This window comes from Streptomyces sp. CB02056, assembly GCF_001905545.1.
GTDB lineage: Bacteria > Actinomycetota > Actinomycetes > Streptomycetales > Streptomycetaceae > Kitasatospora.
On sequence record NZ_LIPD01000007.1, the window covers coordinates 298,138 to 313,788 of the forward strand.

General features: G+C 74.7%; 12 protein-coding genes. 8 read left to right on the forward strand and 4 right to left on the reverse strand.

The features are described 5' to 3' along the window. Positions 1–44: 44 nt before the first annotated feature. Complete coding sequence (locus AMK13_RS45005) at positions 45–3,146, reverse strand: SpaA isopeptide-forming pilin-related protein (protein WP_074003505.1); 3,102 nt, start codon at positions 3,144–3,146, stop codon at positions 45–47. Between the two features lie 329 nt (positions 3,147–3,475). On the opposite strand from AMK13_RS45005, the gene hcp reads away from it, so the two are divergent. Further along, positions 3,476–5,146: a hydroxylamine reductase gene (gene hcp / locus AMK13_RS20195; RefSeq protein WP_074003506.1), complete on the forward strand. Its 1,671-nt coding sequence runs from the start codon at positions 3,476–3,478 to the stop codon at positions 5,144–5,146. After that, entirely contained in the window at positions 5,143–6,174 is a 1,032-nt protein-coding gene (locus tag AMK13_RS20200) for an FAD-binding oxidoreductase (protein ID WP_074003507.1), read from the forward strand. The genes hcp and AMK13_RS20200 overlap by 4 nt, the downstream gene beginning before the upstream one ends. Positions 6,175–6,216: 42 nt before the next feature. On the opposite strand, the gene AMK13_RS20205 is transcribed toward AMK13_RS20200, so the two are convergent. Continuing rightward, positions 6,217–7,650 (reverse strand): PTS transporter subunit EIIC, encoded by a 1,434-nt coding sequence (locus tag AMK13_RS20205; RefSeq protein ID WP_074003508.1) that lies wholly within the window; start codon positions 7,648–7,650, stop codon positions 6,217–6,219. A gap of 31 nt (positions 7,651–7,681) precedes the next feature. Next, on the reverse strand, positions 7,682–8,287 hold the full coding sequence (locus AMK13_RS20210) for a MarR family winged helix-turn-helix transcriptional regulator (protein ID WP_063780231.1): 606 nt from the start codon (positions 8,285–8,287) through the stop codon (positions 7,682–7,684). 190 nt (positions 8,288–8,477) lie between these two features. Between AMK13_RS20210 and AMK13_RS20215 the strand changes: the two genes are divergently transcribed. The 6 genes from AMK13_RS20215 (at position 8,478) to AMK13_RS20240 (ending at position 14,366) form a co-directional block, all read left to right on the forward strand. Further along, positions 8,478–9,677, forward strand: coding sequence for a cytochrome P450 (locus tag AMK13_RS20215; protein ID WP_074003509.1), 1,200 nt, complete (start codon positions 8,478–8,480; stop codon positions 9,675–9,677). A gap of 94 nt (positions 9,678–9,771) precedes the next feature. Then, positions 9,772–9,969, forward strand: coding sequence for a ferredoxin (locus AMK13_RS20220; protein WP_049654383.1), 198 nt, complete (start codon positions 9,772–9,774; stop codon positions 9,967–9,969). Beyond that, entirely contained in the window at positions 9,966–11,174 is a 1,209-nt protein-coding gene (locus AMK13_RS20225) for an NAD(P)/FAD-dependent oxidoreductase (protein WP_074003510.1), read from the forward strand. The genes AMK13_RS20220 and AMK13_RS20225 overlap by 4 nt, the downstream gene beginning before the upstream one ends. 149 nt (positions 11,175–11,323) lie before the next feature. After that, on the forward strand, positions 11,324–11,911 hold the full coding sequence (locus tag AMK13_RS20230; protein WP_074003511.1) for a hypothetical protein: 588 nt from the start codon (positions 11,324–11,326) through the stop codon (positions 11,909–11,911). 221 nt (positions 11,912–12,132) lie between these two features. After that, on the forward strand, positions 12,133–13,920 hold the full coding sequence (locus tag AMK13_RS20235; RefSeq protein ID WP_074003807.1) for an MFS transporter: 1,788 nt from the start codon (positions 12,133–12,135) through the stop codon (positions 13,918–13,920). Beyond that, positions 13,917–14,366: a MarR family winged helix-turn-helix transcriptional regulator gene (locus AMK13_RS20240; RefSeq protein ID WP_049659418.1), complete on the forward strand. Its 450-nt coding sequence runs from the start codon at positions 13,917–13,919 to the stop codon at positions 14,364–14,366. Before AMK13_RS20235 ends, AMK13_RS20240 begins: the two co-directional genes overlap by 4 nt. A 41-nt stretch (positions 14,367–14,407) precedes the next feature. On the opposite strand, the gene AMK13_RS20245 is transcribed toward AMK13_RS20240, so the two are convergent. Beyond that, on the reverse strand, positions 14,408–15,607 hold the full coding sequence (locus tag AMK13_RS20245; protein WP_074003512.1) for a trans-2-enoyl-CoA reductase: 1,200 nt from the start codon (positions 15,605–15,607) through the stop codon (positions 14,408–14,410). Positions 15,608–15,651 lie beyond the last annotated feature (44 nt).

The following is a 15,651-nucleotide window of genomic DNA, read 5'->3' on the forward strand; positions in this document are numbered from 1 at the left end:
CGCCGAAGCGCGGAGGCTTCGGCGGGCACGGGCCGGTCATGCGGTCAGGCGTCCGCGCCCCAGAGGAAGCCCGGCACGGGCGTGAAGCGCACGTACGGACTCCACTCGTCGCCCGGCGGGCAGGGGGTGGGCGGGCACGGCGGCGGCGGACACTTGCTGTCCTCGACCGTGACCGTCACGCACGCGTGGTCCCCGGTCAGCTCGACCCTGGTCACCGAGGGCCGCGACAGGTTGTAGCCCTCGGGTGCGGAGACCTCCTGCCAGTAGTAGGTACCCGGCGGGAGGTGGTCCGCCGAGCAGACGCCCGACGCGGGGGTCGTGCACGGCGGGCCGACGGCGGTGTCGGGGTTGTCCCCCGTGGTCTGCAGACCGGCCACGCCGTTGCTCTCCCGCCACAGCTGGAACACGGCGCCCGCCAGCGGCTGCCCGCTGTCGGCGTCGACCTTCCTGACGGAGGTGGACCCGCTCGGGGCGGTCGGCGTCTGCGTGTCCTGGACGGGGACCTGGACGTTCGGCCGGCCCAGGTCGATGACGACGGTCGTCACCGGGGACTGCGGCAGGTCGTACCCGGGCGGCGGCACCGTCTCCTGCCAGTAGTACGTACCCAGCGGGAGCCCGGACGCCGAGCAGACCCCCGACGCCGGGGTGACGCACGGGGAGCCAACCGCCGTGTCCGGATTCGGGCCGGTGGCCTGCAGGCCCGGAACGCCGTTGGTCTCGTGCCAGAGCTGGAAGGTGGCGCCCGCCAGGGGCTGTCCGGTGGCGGCGTCGGTCTTCTTGACGGAGGTGGACCCGGTGGGGGCGGTCGAGTGGGTGTCCTGGACGGGGAGCTGGATGTCCTGCCCGTTGGTGTCGAGGACGACGGTCGTCACCGGGGACTGCGGCAGGTCGTACCCGGGCGGCGGCACCGTCTCCTGCCAGTAGTACGTACCCAGCGGGAGCCCGGACGCCGAGCAGACCCCCGACGCGGGCGTGACGCACGGGGAGCCAACCGCCGTGTCCGGGTTGGCCCCGGAGGTCTGCAGACCGGCCACGCCGTTGGTCTCGTGCCACAGCTGGAAGGTCGCCCCCGCCAGCGGCTGTCCGGTGGCCGCGTCGGTCTTGGTGACGGACGTGGACCCGGTGGGAGCGATGGTCTTGGCGTCGGCGACGGTGACCATGACGTTCTTCCCGTTCGCGTCCAGCACCACGGTGTTCACGTTGAGGTCGGGCAGGTCGTACCCGTCGGGCGCCGAGACCTCCTGCCAGTAGTAGGTGTCCAGCGGGAGGCCCGACGCCGAGCAGACACCGGAGGCCGGGGTGACGCACGGGGAGCCGACCGCCGTGTCCGGGGTCGCCCCGGACGTCTGCAGACCGGCGACGCCGTTGGTCTCACGCCACAACTGGAAGGTCGCCCCCGCCAAGGGCTGCCCGCTGTCGGAGTCGGTCTTGGTCACGCTCGTCGAGGCGGTCGGAGCGGCGGCCGGGGTGTCGGCGACGGTGACCGGGGCGCTCTGCCCGTTGGTGTTCAGCACGACCGTGGTCACGTTGAGCCCGGGCAGGTCGTACCCGGGCGGCGCCGCCGTCTCCTGCCAGTAGTAGGTACCCAGCGGGAGTCCGGACGCCGAGCAGACGCCCGACGCGGGCGTGACGCACGGGGAGCCGACGGCGGTGTCCGGGGTCGCCCCGGAGGTCTGCAGGCCCGCTACGCCGTTGGTCTCGTGCCACAGCTGGAAGGTCGCCCCCGCCAGCGGCCGCGAGGTGGCGGAGTCGACCTTGGTCACACTGGTGGCCCCGGTCTCGACGACCGGGCTCGTGGTGTCCTGGACGGTGACCGGGACGGTCTGCCCGTTCGTGCCGAGGACCACGGTCGTCACCGGCGGCTGGGGCAGGTCGTACCCGGGCGGCGCCGCCGTCTCCTCCCAGTAGTAGGTGCCCAGCGGGAGGTCGGCCGTGGAGCAGACGCCGTTGCGCCCGGTGGTGCAGGGGGCGCCGACCTTGGTGTCCGGGGTGGTGCCCGTGGTCTGCAGGCCGGCGACGCCGTTGCTCTCCTTCCACAGCTGGAAGGTGGCGCCCGCCAGGGTCTGCCCGGTGGCCGAGTCGACCTTGGTCACGCTGGTCGAGGCGGTGGGGGCCGGCGGGTTGCCGCACTCCGGGAGGTCGCCGTTGAAGGGGTAGGCGTGGAACTCGGTCCCGGTCATGCCCAGACCGGAGTTGTGCAGCAGCGAGCCGGTGGTGAAGAACCGTCCGTTCAGGCCGGGCAGGTTCATCGTGGCGGTGCTGGCCGGGTTGCCGACCAGCACGCTGCCCTGGAACTGCCCCGAGCCGGTCAGGGTGACGGTCGTCGCGGTGGGGAAGTTCCACAGCAGGCGCTCGCGCAGCTGGTTCCACGGGTCGGTGTCCGCGAGGCTGCCGCTGTAGGTGTTGATGGTGCGGGCGTCGCCGACGAGGTTGACCAGGACGGTCGCGTTCGCGGGGATGCCGGCGAAGGTGACCCCCTGGGTCCCGCCGCCGCGGCCGACGATGTCGAAGTCGACGTTGAAGACCTGGAGGGCGGAGGTGCCGTCGCCGGTGAACAGGGTCTGGTACCCCTGGTTGACGGCGGTTCCGGTGGCCGGGCGGGGGGTGCCGGTCCCGGCGTAGCACGCGCTGGCCGTCTGCAGCTCGCCGCGCAGCGGCGCGTAGGCGGCCACGGCCTGCGGGTCGTGGACCTTCGTGCCGGTGACGGTTCCCGTGGTGGCGCCCGCGTAGCGGACGACGCCGCCCTCGGCCAGGAGCGACTGCCCCGGGGCCACGGTGACGTTGCCGCCGGCGGTGAGGAAGTCCGCGCCGTTCGGCGGGGGGACGCGCGAGCCGACGCCGACGATGCCGATGTTGTACACGGAGCTGACCCCGGCGGCCTTGCTCATGTCGAAGTTGCCGAGGGTCACCACGTGCCCCTCGGCCTCGGCGGCCGAGCCCCGGACGTTGAAGTCGCCGCCGACGAAGACGTTCACCCCGGCGTCGCGGCCCGCGAAGGGACCGTTGTTGACCGGGGGGAACGTCGCCGGACAGTCCGCGCCCAGGCAGGGCCCCAGGCCGCCCGGCAGGCCGGCCGCCTGGGCGGCCGACGGTGCGATGAGCGACATGCCGAAGGGGACGAGCGTCAGGGCCAGGGCGGATCCCATCACCCTGCCGAGCCTTCGTCTCCAGCCGACGGCGGTCGCCTGATTCTGACTGGGCTTCACCACAGTCCTTTCCTCATATGAACCGAACAACAACCCTCGGAGTGTTCTCGCCGGAGCCCCGAGCAGCGGCGACCCGCCAGCCGTTTCGTCTGAACGCCGCACACGTACACCCGATCGGACGCGGCGGACGCCGGGCGGCTGGGTCTCCCGACCCCGGATTGGGGCCCTCCGGCCCTGACGCGCCGTCAACGGCGGCCCCATCCTGGACTCGTCGAGGCCCCGTCCGCCCACCGCCACCGAACGACACCACCAGTCCCCGGAGGACCCGCATGTTCTGCTACCAGTGCGAACAGACCGACCGCACCGGCGCCACCCCCGGCTGCGCCGGTCCGATCGGCAACTGCGGCAAGGACTCCCCCACCTCGGACCTCCAGGACCTGCTGGTCCACGCGGTCAAGGGCATCTCCCAGTACGCCGCCAAGGCGCGCGCCCTCGGCGACCCGGACGACGAGGCGGCGGCCTTCGTCCTGTACGCGCTCTTCACCACGCTCACCAACGTCAACTTCAACCCCACCCGCTTCGCCGCCCTGATCCAGCTGGCCGTCGGCGTCCGGAACCGGACCAGGGACCGGTACGAGCGGGCCGCGCGCGCCGCCGGGCAGCAGCCGGAGACGCTCACCGGCCCGGCCGCCTGGGCCCCGGCCGCGGACCCCGGCGCCCTGGTCGGCCAGGCGTCGGGCGTCCGGGTGGACATCGGGCTCCCCCTGGTCGGGCCCGAGGTGGTCGGGCTCCGCGCACTCCACCTCTACGCGCTCAAGGGCATCTGCGCCTACGCCCACCACGCCGACGTGCTCGGCCGCCGCAGCGCCGAGGTGCTCGGCGGCGTCGAGGACGCCCTCGCCTACCTGGCCGGCGAGCCGACCGACCCCGCCGAGCTGCTGGAACGCGCCGTCGGCCTCGGCCGGCTCAACCTCGCGGCGATCGAACTGCTCGACGCCGCCAACACCGGCACCTACGGGCCCCAGCGGCCCACCGCCGTCCGCACCACCCCGGTCGCCGGAAAGGCCGTCCTGGTCAGCGGCCACGACCTGCGGGACCTGGAGGCCCTCCTGGTGCAGACCAGGGGCCAGGGCATCAACGTCTACACCCACGGCGAGATGCTCCCCGCCCACGCCTACCCGCTGCTCAAGGCCCACCCGCACCTGGCCGGCAACTACGGCGGCGCCTGGCAGGACCAGCAGCGGGACTTCGCCGCCTTCCCCGGCCCGGTCCTGATGACCTCCAACTGCGTCATCGAGCCGCACGCCGCCTACCGCCGCCGGATCTTCACCGCCGGACCGGTCGGCTGGCCCGGCGTCCGGCACCTCGCCGACCACGACTTCCGCCCGCTGATCCAGGCCGCCCACGCCCTGCCCGGCTTCCCGGAGACCGCCGCCGAGGAGGATGCCGTCACCGTCGGCTTCGGCCGGGACGCCGTGCTCGCGGTCGCCGACCAGGTCGTCCACGCGGTGCGGCAGGGCGACATCCGGCACTTCTTCCTGATCGGCGGCTGCGACGGCCCCACCCCCGGCCGCGACTACTACACCGACCTCGCCCTCGGCGCGCCCCGCGACAGCGTGGTGCTCACCCTCGGCTGCGCCAAGTACCGCTTCAACCGGCACGACTTCGGCGAGATCGCGGGCCTCCCCCGGCTGCTCGACCTCGGCCAGTGCAACGACACCTACTCCGCCATCCGGATCGCCACCGCGCTCGCCGACGCCTTCGAGTGCGACATCAACGACCTGCCGCTCACCCTGGCGCTGTCCTGGACCGAGCAGAAGGCCGTCGCGGTGCTGCTCACCCTGCTCGCGCTGGGCATCCGCGACATCCACCTCGGCCCCTCGCTGCCCGGCTTCCTGACCCCCGCCCTGGTCGACGAGCTGGTGAAGCGGTTCGGCCTACGGGTGGCCGGCGACCCGGCGGCCGACCTGGCCGCCGCGCTCGAACGGACGGCGTCGTGAGCGCGGGGCACGCCCACCCCGTCACCCTCACCACCACCGACGGCGGCCGGCTGGAGTTCGACTGCGCCCCCGGCCGCAGCGTCCTGGAGGCCGCGGCGGAGGCCGGCGCCGCCCTGCCCGCCTCCTGCCGCCGGGGCACCTGCGGCTCCTGCCACGCCTCCGTCACCGACGGACCGTACGACCTCGGGCCGCACAGCGACCAGGCCCTCCCGCCGGACGGGCGCGAGCGCGGCGAGGTGCTGCTCTGCCGCACCTTCCCGCGCGGTCCGCTGACCGCCGCCCTGCCGTACGAGCAGGCCCGCGTCCTGTACGGCGCCGTCCCGGTCCGCGCGGCCACCGTCACGGCGGTGGACCCGGTCACCCCGGACACCGTGCGGCTGGAGCTGCGCCTCGACGACCCGGACTGCCAGTTCGACCCGGGGCAGTTCATGGAGCTCCAGACACCCGGCAGCGAGGTGAAGCGCGCCTACTCCCCCGCCAACACCGGCAACTGGGAGGGCCGGCTGGAGTTCTACGTCCGGCTGCGGGAGAGCGGGCACTTCTCCTCCTACCTCGCCGACCGGGCCCGCCCAGGCGACCGGCTCACCGTGCACGGCCCGCAGGGCGCCTTCGGCCTGCACGAGACCGGCCTGCGGCCGCGCTGGTTCCTGGCCGGCGGCACCGGCCTGGCCCCGCTGCTGGCGATGGTCCGCCGGATGGCCGAGTGGCAGGATCCGCAACCCGCCCGGCTGTTCCTCGGCGTCAACGAGCCGCGGGACGTCTTCGGACTGGACGAACTCGCCGCCGTAGCCGCCGAGTTGCCCGGCTTCCGGTACGAGGTCTGCGTCCGCTGGCCCGGCCCCGACTGGTCCGGCCCGACCGGCACCCCGGCCGACCTGCTGGCCGCCGCCCTGCCCGAACTCGGCGGCGCCGCACCGGACCTGTACGTCTGCGGCCCGCCGCCCCTGGTCGACGCCGTGCTGCGCACCGCCGCTTCCGCAGGGGTGCCGCCCGAACAGGTCCACCGGGAGCGCTTCCTGGCCACCTGACCGCCGGGCCGCCGCCGATCCCCTTCGGCGGCGGCCCGGCGGCTATTCCGAACCCCCCTCCGGGGCAACGGCGTTGTACTCGGCGAGGGTCTCGCGGGTGAAGCCGAAGAACCAGGTGGCGAGGAAGCCCGCGAGGTAGCCGGTCAGCAGCCCGCCGCCGTAGACGGCGGCGCTCGCGAGGAGTCCGTGCGGGCCGGCCAGGAGCGGGAAGAGGGCCCAGCCGGAGGGGCCGATGGCGGTGGAGCCGACGGCGTCGCCGAGCTGTCCGGCCACCCCGATGAAGGCGCCGCCGGCCGCGCCGCCGACGCAGGCGGTGACGAAGGGGCGCCCCAGCGGCAGGGTGACGCCGTAGACCAGGGGCTCGCCGACGCCGAGCAGGCCGGCCGGGAGCGCGGACCTGATGGTGGCCCGGATCGAGGCGTTGTGGCGCAGCCGCAGGTAGACCGCCACCGCGCAGCCGACCTGTCCGGCGCCCGCCATGGCGAGGATCGGCAGCAGGACGGTGGAGCCCTGCTGCTGGATCAGGGTGGTGTGGATCGGGATCAGCGCCTGGTGCAGGCCGAGCATCACCAGCGGCAGGAAGAGGCCGCCGAGCACGAGTCCGGCGAGCAGGCCGCCGTGGGCGAGCAGCCAGGTGGCGGCGTGGCCGATGGCGGTGGAGACCTCCCCGGCGACGTACATCAGGCCGAACAGCGCGGCCAGCCCGCCGAGCAGGACGGTGACGGTGGGGGTGACCAGGACGTCCAGGGCTGCGGGCACCAGGCGGCGGGTCCAGCGCTCCAGGTGGACGGCCAGCAGTGCGGCGCCGAGTGCGCCGACCACGCCGCCCTGGCCGGGCGTGAGGTGGTGGCCGAAGGCCTCCACCTTGGCGACCCCGGCGTAGACGATCACGCTGGCCACCGCGCCGCCGAGCACGGGCGTGCCGCCGAACTCCTTCGCCGTGTTGTAGCCGACGAAGACCGCGATCAGCGACATGAACCCGGAGGAGACCGGGCCCAGGGCGGTGACCAGCGCCGGTGCCCAGCCGAGGTTGGCGAGCGCCCCGGAGAGGCCGGCGACGATCCCGCAGCCGATCAGGGCGGGGATCAGCGGGACGAAGATGTTCGCGATCCGGCGCAGCGCCAGCTTCACCGGGGTGGCGTTGCGCACCCGGGCCTGGGCCCGGATGCGCTCGCCGCGCCCGGCGAGGTCCTCGGCGGTGGGGGAGGCCGCCGGGCCGGGGGGCTCCAGGAGCCGGCGCAGCCGCTCGGTGACCCCGGCGACGGCGGCGGGCCCGAGCACGATCTGGTAGGTGTCGTCCTCGACCGTGCCCAGGACCTCCGGCAGCGCCCGGAGCGCCTCGGTGTCGACCAGGGCGCGGTCCGCCAGGCCCAGCCGCAGCCGGGTCATGCAGTGGGCGACCGAGCGGATGTTGGCGGCGCCGCCGACCAGCGGGAGGATCGCCTCGGCCACGGCGCGGTTCTTCTCGTCCGACATGCCGGAGGACGTACCCGGGCGCTCCCCCGGCTCAACCGCCTTGGTACGCGGCCGTTCTGGGCCCCGTGGCCGGAGCCGGTGCGCCGGCGGCGCCGTCCGTCCGGTCCGGGAGCGGGTCGTCGTCGGCCCCCGTGGCGCGCACCCGGTGCACGTACCGGTCGATGAGGTGGCGCAGCACGGTGGCGGTGGTGACGACGTCCGCCTCGGGGATGCCGTCCAGCGCGTCGGCGAGCCCGATGATGTTGGCCTGTTTCAGGCGGTCCAGCACTTCCCGTCCGCCGCGGGTGATGGCCACCTGGCGGGCCCGCCGGTCCTGCGTGTCCTGGCTGCGTTCCACCAGCTGCTGGCCCTGGAGGCGGTCGATCTGGCGGGTGACGTGGGAGGGCTTGACCATCAGGCGGTCGGCCAGGTCGCTCACCCGGCTGGCCTCCGCGCGCTCGGCGAGCGCGCGCAGCAGGTAGACGTCCGAGCGGGCGGCGGTGATGCCGGCCTTGGCGGTGCGGCGCTCGTGCTCCTGTGACCGTGTCAGCAGGTAGGCCAGGGTGGCCAGGACGTCCTCCAGGCCGTCCAGGCCGTTCGGGCCCTGCGGCCGGCAGGCGGTGGTCCGGTCGTCTTCGGCGTCTTCTTCGTCCGACATGGGGGAACTGTAGCGATCCGGTCCGGGCGGTGGCCGGGACGGGGAGGCGGCGCCGGGTTTCGGACAGTTTCGGCCGTCACCCGATCCGCCCTTTCGCCACCACGGAACGCGAGTTAGCGTGACTTTCAGTTAGTTGCTTTGGGCACGTAACTAGGTGCCCACGGCTCGACTCCCGGAAGGGGATCCACCGATGGCCACCGCCGAGAAGACCCCCCGATTCACCCACCCCGCCGCCCGCGGCACCTGCCCGTTCGCCCCGCCGCCCGCCTACGACCAGGCCCGGCAGGAGGAGCCGGTCAGCCGCGTCACCCTGTGGGACGGCTCCACCAGCTGGCTGGTCACCCGTCACGAGGACGTCAAGGCCGTCCTCTCCGACGCCCGGTTCAGCTCCGACTCCACCCGGCCCGGCTACCCGTTCATCAGCGCGGGCGCCCGGCAGCTGAACACCGGGCGGCCGACCATCATCCGGATGGACGCCCCGGAGCACACCCACTTCCGCCGGATGCTGACCGGCGAGTTCATGATCAAGAAGGTCGAGGCGCTGCGCCCGGAGATCCAGCGGATCGCCGACGACCTGCTGGACCGGATGACCGACGGACGCTCCGGCGCCGACCTCGTCCACGAGTTCGCCCTGCCGCTGCCGTCCCTGGTCATCTGCCTGCTGCTCGGCGTCCCCTACCAGGACCACGACTTCTTCCAGGAGTGCAGCCGCGTCCTGCTGCGCCGCGACTCCGCCGCCGAGGACGTCGCCGACGCCCAGGCCAAGCTGGTCGACTACCTGATCGGGCTCACCGAGACCAAGCGCACCCACCCCGACGACGGCATCCTCAGCCGCCTGGTGGAGCGCGGCGAGCTGAGCACCCAGCAGATCGGCGACATGGGCCGGCTGCTGCTGATCGCCGGACACGAGACCACGGCGAACATGACCGCGCTCTCCGTGCTCGCCCTGCTGCGCAACCCCGACCAGCTCGCCCACCTGCGCGAGCACCCCGAGTCCGTGCCCGGCGCGGTCGAGGAGCTGCTGCGCTACCTGACCATCGTGCACTCCGGCGTGACCCGGGTCGCCGCCGAGGACGTCGACCTGGGCGACGTGCGGATCGCGGCGGGCGAGGGCGTCATCTGCATGGTCAACACCGCCAACCGGGACGAGCGGGAGTTCCCCGACGGCGACGAGCTCGACCTGACCCGCGACGCCCGCCGCCACCTGGCCTTCGGCTTCGGCGCCCACCAGTGCCTGGGACAGCCGCTCGCCCGGCTGGAGTTGCAGATCGCGCTGGCCACCATCCTGCGCAGACTGCCCGGACTGCGCCTGACCGTACCGTTCGAGGAGGTCCGCTTCCGCGGCGAGATGCTCATCTACGGCGTCCACGAGCTGCCGATCGCCTGGTGACCCGGGCTCCCCCGGGAGCCCCCGGAACCACACCAACCCACCTGCCCCGCACCGGAGTCCACACCGCCGGGGCGCCCGTTCCGAAAGGAAGACCATGCTCGTCCGGATCGACCAGGAGAAGTGCTGCGGCGCCGGGCACTGCGTGCTCGCCGCCCCCGACGTCTTCGACCAGCGCGACGAGGACGGCATCGTCGTCCTGCTCGACGCCCGACCGCCCGCCGAACTCCACCAGGCCGTCCGGGACGCCGCCGCGGTCTGCCCGGCCTCGGCCATCACCCTGGACCAAGCGTGACCGCACTGCGGGACGTGGCCGTGGTCGGCGCCGGCGCGGCCGGGCTGCACGCCGCCGAGGCGCTGCGCCGGGCCGGCTACGACGGCCGCCTCACCCTGATCGGGGCCGAGCCCGAACCGCCGTACGACCGGCCGCCGCTGTCCAAGCACCTGCTCGGCGGGGAGTGGCAGCCCGACCGCCTGGCCCTGCGCGGCCCCGAGGCGCTGGAGGAGCTCCGGCTCGACCTGCGCCTCGGGGTCCGGGCCGAGCGGCTGGACCGCCGGGAGCGGACCGTCCGGCTCTCCGACGGCGGACGGGTGCGCTGCGAGGCCGTCATCGTGGCCACCGGGGTCCGACCGCGCCGGCTCCCGGGCGCCGACGCTCCCCGGCCCGGGGCGCACGTGCTGCGCACCCTCGCCGACGCCCTCGCCCTGCGCGAGGAACTGCGCGCGGGCGTACGGCTGTTGGTGGTCGGCGGCGGGCTGCTCGGCGCCGAGGCGGCGGCCACCGCCGTCGGGCTCGGCGCCGAGGTGACCTGGCTGACCTCCACCGCCACGCCGCTGGCCGCCGTCCTGGGCAGCGAGACGGCCGCGCTGCTGGCCGGCCTGCACCGCCAACATGGGGTGCGGCTGCACCGGGGCGTGGCCACCGGACTGCTCGAACGGCGCGGCCGGGCCGTCGGCGTCCGGCTCGCCGACGGCTCCGAACTGGCCGCCGACGCCGTGCTGATGGCCGTCGGCTCCGAACCGGCCACCGAGTGGCTGGCCGGCAGCGGCGTCCCGCTGGACGACGGCGTGGTCTGCGACGCCTACTGCGCCGCCGGCCCCGGCGTCTGGGCGGCCGGGGACGCCGCCTCCTGGCCCGACCCGCGCACCGGCCGCCACCACCGCCTCGAACAGCGCACCAACGCCACCGAGCAGGCCATGCACGCGGCCCGGAACCTGCTGGCCGGCCCGGACGGCGACCGGCAGGCCTACCGGCCGGTCCCGTACCTGTGGACCGACCAGTACGGGCTGCGGGTCCAGGTGTTCGGCCGGCCCGGCGGCGCCGAGCGGTTCGAGGTGGTCGACGGCAGCCTGGCGGAGCACCGCTTCGCCGCCGTCTGCGTCCGGGACGGCCTGGTCACCGGCGCGGTCGGGATCGCCTCCGCCCGGGCGCTGCGCGGGCTGCGCGCCCAGGTCGCGGCGCACGGCCCGTGGCCGCCCGAGCAGGCCGAGCAGGCCTGAGCCGCCCCGCCGTCGTCGTCCTGCCAGTGCCGCCCACCGTCCCCGCCCGCCAACCGGGCGAGGCGGCGGGCGGACCGGCATGGTGCGAGGGCCCCGGCACGGCCCCGCCCGGAGACTGGTGGCCCGCCGCCGGCCAGGGGAGAGAGCGCATGGACGACCACAGCCACCGAGCCGCCCGGGGGCCCGCCCCCGCCCCCGGGACGACCTCGCGGGCCGGGGTCCTGGGCACCGCGCTGGCCGCCGTCCTCGCCTTCTCGCTCTCCTCCGGCTCCTGGCAGTGGTTCTCCACCTACCTCGGGCTGACCCTCCTCGCGGTGGTCCTCTCCTCCACCCGCCCGCCGAGCCGCGCGACCGACACCGGGGCCGGCTACGCCCGGAGCCTGGCCGCCTACACGCTCGTCATCGGACTGTGCGTGGCCCTCGCCCTGGCCCCGGCGATGCAGCGCTGGTCCTGGCTGTTCCCGATGCCGGGCACCCGCCGCGACTGCCCCCGCCTGGGCGAATACGCCCGGCTGCAGGCCCAGGCCTCCCTCGGCGACCTGGCCGCCCGGGACGGCGCCGCGCTCGCCGCCGCCCAGGGCGAACAGGCCGGGCACGCCGTCGCCGACTGCCTGTCCGCGACCACCACGCTCTGGCTTCCGGTGTACGCGCTGGCCGCGGCCCTGCTGGCCGCGCTCGCCGTCCGACTGCTGGACCGGGGCGGCCGCCGGGGACCCTCCCGGTCCGCCGAGGGCTGAGGGGCGACGGAGGGCGGACGGGCGGCGCGCCCCGGGCACTCCCCCGCGCTCCCCGTGCCCCGGCCGGGTCTACCGGTCGAACATCCGCCGGACTATCGTTAGTTGGCGGAAGCTATCGAATTCCCCACGCCGACCCGCCGGCCGGCCAGCAGGAGGCAGCGGTGGCGACACGACTCTCCGACGGCGGCAGGACGGGGCGGCCGCACCCGGCCGGCCACGGTGTGGCACCGGAGCACCCCCGGTACAAGTGGGTGGCGCTCTCCAACACCACGCTCGGCACCCTGATCGCCACCGTCAACGCCTCGATCGTGCTGATCTCGCTGCCCGCGATCTTCAACGGCATCGGCCTGGACCCGCTCCGCCCCGGCAACGTCAGCTACCTGCTGTGGATGCTGATGGGCTACATGCTGGTCACCGCCGTGCTGGTGGTCACCCTCGGCAGACTGGGCGACATCCACGGCCGGGTGCGGATCTACAACGCGGGCTTCCTGATCTTCACCCTCACCTCGGTGGCGCTCTCCCTCGACCCGCTGCACGGCGGGCCCGGGGCCCTGTGGCTGATCGGCTGGCGGGTCGTGCAAGCGGTCGGCGGGTCGATGCTGATGGCCAACTCGGCGGCGATCATCACCGACGCCTTCCCGGCCCGTCAGCGCGGCACGGCCCTGGGGGTGAATATCGTCGCGGGCATCGCCGGGTCCTTCATCGGCCTGGTCCTGGGCGGGCTGCTGGCCGAGTGGAACTGGCGGTCGATCTTCTGGGTCAATGTGCCGATCGGCATCCTCGGCACGGTCTGGGCCTACCGCTCGCTGCGCGAGACCGGGGTGCGCAAGCCCGCCCGGATCGACTGGTGGGGCAACATCACCTTCGGCGTCGGCCTGACCGCCCTGCTCGCCGCGATCACCTACGGCATCCAGCCGTACGGCGGCCACACCATGGGCTGGACCAACCCCTGGGTGCTGGCCGGACTGTTCGGCGGGGTGGCGCTGCTCGCCGTCTTCTGCCTGGTCGAGTCCCGCACCGCCGAGCCGATGTTCCCGCTCTCGCTCTTCCGCGACCCGGTCTTCGCGGGCGGCAACGCGGCCACCCTGCTGGGCTCGATCGCGCGCGGCGGGCTGCAGTTCATGCTGATCATCTGGCTGCAGGGCATCTGGCTGCCGCTCCACGGCTACGACTACGCCGACACCCCGCTGTGGGCCGGGATCTACCTCGTCCCGCTGACCGTCGGCTTCCTGGCCGCCGGACCGGTCGCCGGCTACCTGTCCGACCGCGCCGGGGCCCGGCTCTTCGCCGCCGGCGGACTGGTGGTGATGGCCCTGTCCTTCGCCGGGCTGCTCCTGCTGCCCACCGACTTCGGCTACCCGTGGTTCGCCCTGCTGGTGTTCGTCAACGGCCTGGGCGGCGGCCTGTTCGCCGCCCCCAACACCTCGCTGATCATGTCCAGCGTGCCGGCCGCCGCCCGCGGCGCGGCCTCCGGCATGCGGGCCACCTTCCAGAACGCCGGCATGGTGCTGTCGATCGGCGTCTTCTTCTCCCTGATGGTGGCCGGCCTGGCGGGCTCGCTGCCGCACACGCTCACCGCCGGACTGACCGCCCAGGGCGTGCCCGCCGCCGACGCGCACGCCATCGCCTCGCTGCCGCCGGTGGGCACCCTGTTCGCCGCCTTCCTCGGGTACAACCCGATCCAGCAGCTGCTGGGCCCGCAGGTGCTCGGGCAGCTGCCGGCGGACAACGTCCGGACGCTGACCGGCCGGGAGTTCTTCCCCCAGCTGATCTCGGGGCCCTTCCACGACGGGCTGGTGGTGGTGTTCTGGCTGGCGATCGCGATGTCGCTGGTCGCCGCGGCCACCTCGCTGGTGCGCGAGCGGACCCGGCCCGCCGCCGCGCGTCCGGCCTCCGCACCGTCCGGCTCCGTACCCTCCGGTGCCTCACCCTCCGGTGCCTCACCGGCCACCACCGCGCCCGCCCCCGCGCGGCCCGCCGCCCCGCCGACGAAGGAGCCCGGGCCGTGAGCGCGGACGGCGGCGGCCTGTCCGCCGAGGCCGTCGTCCGGCTCCGGCTGGCGATCGGCCGGCTCAACCGCCAGCTGGTCCGCGCCTCCGGCGACCAGGACCTCACCGCCGCCCAGCTCTCCGCCCTGGCCCGGGTGGAACAGCACGGGCCGCTGCGGCTCGGCGAACTCGCCGCACGCGAGGGCGTCGCGGTGCCGTCCATGGTCCGTACGGTCACCCCGCTGGTCGCCGACGGGCTGGTCGCCAAGACCCCCGACCCGCAGGACGGACGCTCCCAGCTGCTCGCCCCCACCCCGCTCGGGCTGGAGACGCTGGCCCGGATCCGCCGCGAGCGCACCGCCCTGCTGGCCCGCCGCAGCGCCCGGCTCAGCCCCGAGCAGTGCCGCGCCCTGGAGGCGGCGCTGCCCCTCCTGGAGCTGCTGCTCGACGAACCCGGCACCCCCTGACCCGGGTCCGTGACGGCCCCGGTCCGCCGACGGCAGGACCGCTACCGCTGCCCCGGCCAGGGCACCGAGGTCTCCACACCGGCGGTGTAGTCGACGCCGGGGACGTCCCAGCCGTACAGCTGCCGGAACTGGTTGTAGAACCAGGCGGCCCCGGCCGGGTCGGCGGCCAGCGCGGCCGCCGGGTCGGCCCACAGCTCCCGCACCCGGTCCTGCACGGCGGGGTCGAGCTCCCAGCCGTCCAGGCGGATGCGGCCCCGGTCGTCCAGGGCGGGTTCCTTCGCGCCGGTCAGCTGCTCCCACAGGTCCACGGCCTGGTCGTCGGTCGTGCGCCAGCCGTCCTCGCCGAGGACGTTGCGCAGCAGCGAGGTGTAGAGGGCGATGGAGGGGATGGCGGTGGACGCCTGGGTGACGGCCGCGCCGGCGACGACGGTGAACGCCCGGCCGCGGTCGGCGAGCACCCCGGTCTGCAGCTCCCGGGCGGTGGCCTCCAGGTGCTCCTTGGCGGCGCCGATCGTGCCCTGCCGGTAGACCGGCGCGGTGATCTCGGAGCCGACGTAGGACAGGGCCACGGTGGTGAAGCCGGGGGCGAGCAGGTCCGCCTCGGCCAGCGCCCGCACCCACAGCCCCCAGTCCTCGCCGCCCATCACCTTGACGGTCGCCGCCCGCTCGGCCTCGTCGGCCGGGGCGAGGTCGACGGTGCCGACCTGCGGGGCCCCGTCGTCGAAGAGCAGGGACGGCGAGGTGTACGGGGAGCCGATCGGCTTGATCACCGAGTGGTGGACCTCGCCGGTGGCCGGGTCGGTGCGCCGGGGCGAGGCCAGCGAGTAGACGAGGTGGTCGACCGGGCCGTACCGCTCGGCGAGCAGCTTGAGCACCTCGGCGCGGGTGGCGTCGGCGTAGGCGTCGGCATTGACGAAGGTGACGTCTCCCCCGCTGCCCTCGGCCAGGGCGGAGGTCGCGGCGGTGCGGTACCAGCCGGCGGTGGCGGTGCGCCGCTCGGTGGCGGCGCCCTCGTAGGCGACGCCGATCCCGCGGACGCCGTGGCGGCGCAGCCCGGCGAGCAGGATCGCCTGGCCGTACCCGGCGCTGGCGCCGAGGACCAGGACGACCGGGGCCCGGCCGGTCGCGGCCGCGGGCTCGATGCGCCGCCACTGGCGGTCGACGGTGGCCTCGCTGCCGGCCGGGTGGGAGTTGACGATCAGGTAGCCCCGCTGCTTGGGGGTGATCTGCTGGATGCTCACGCGGTGGCGCCCTCTCCGATCCGGAGATCGTGATCAAGGTGTCG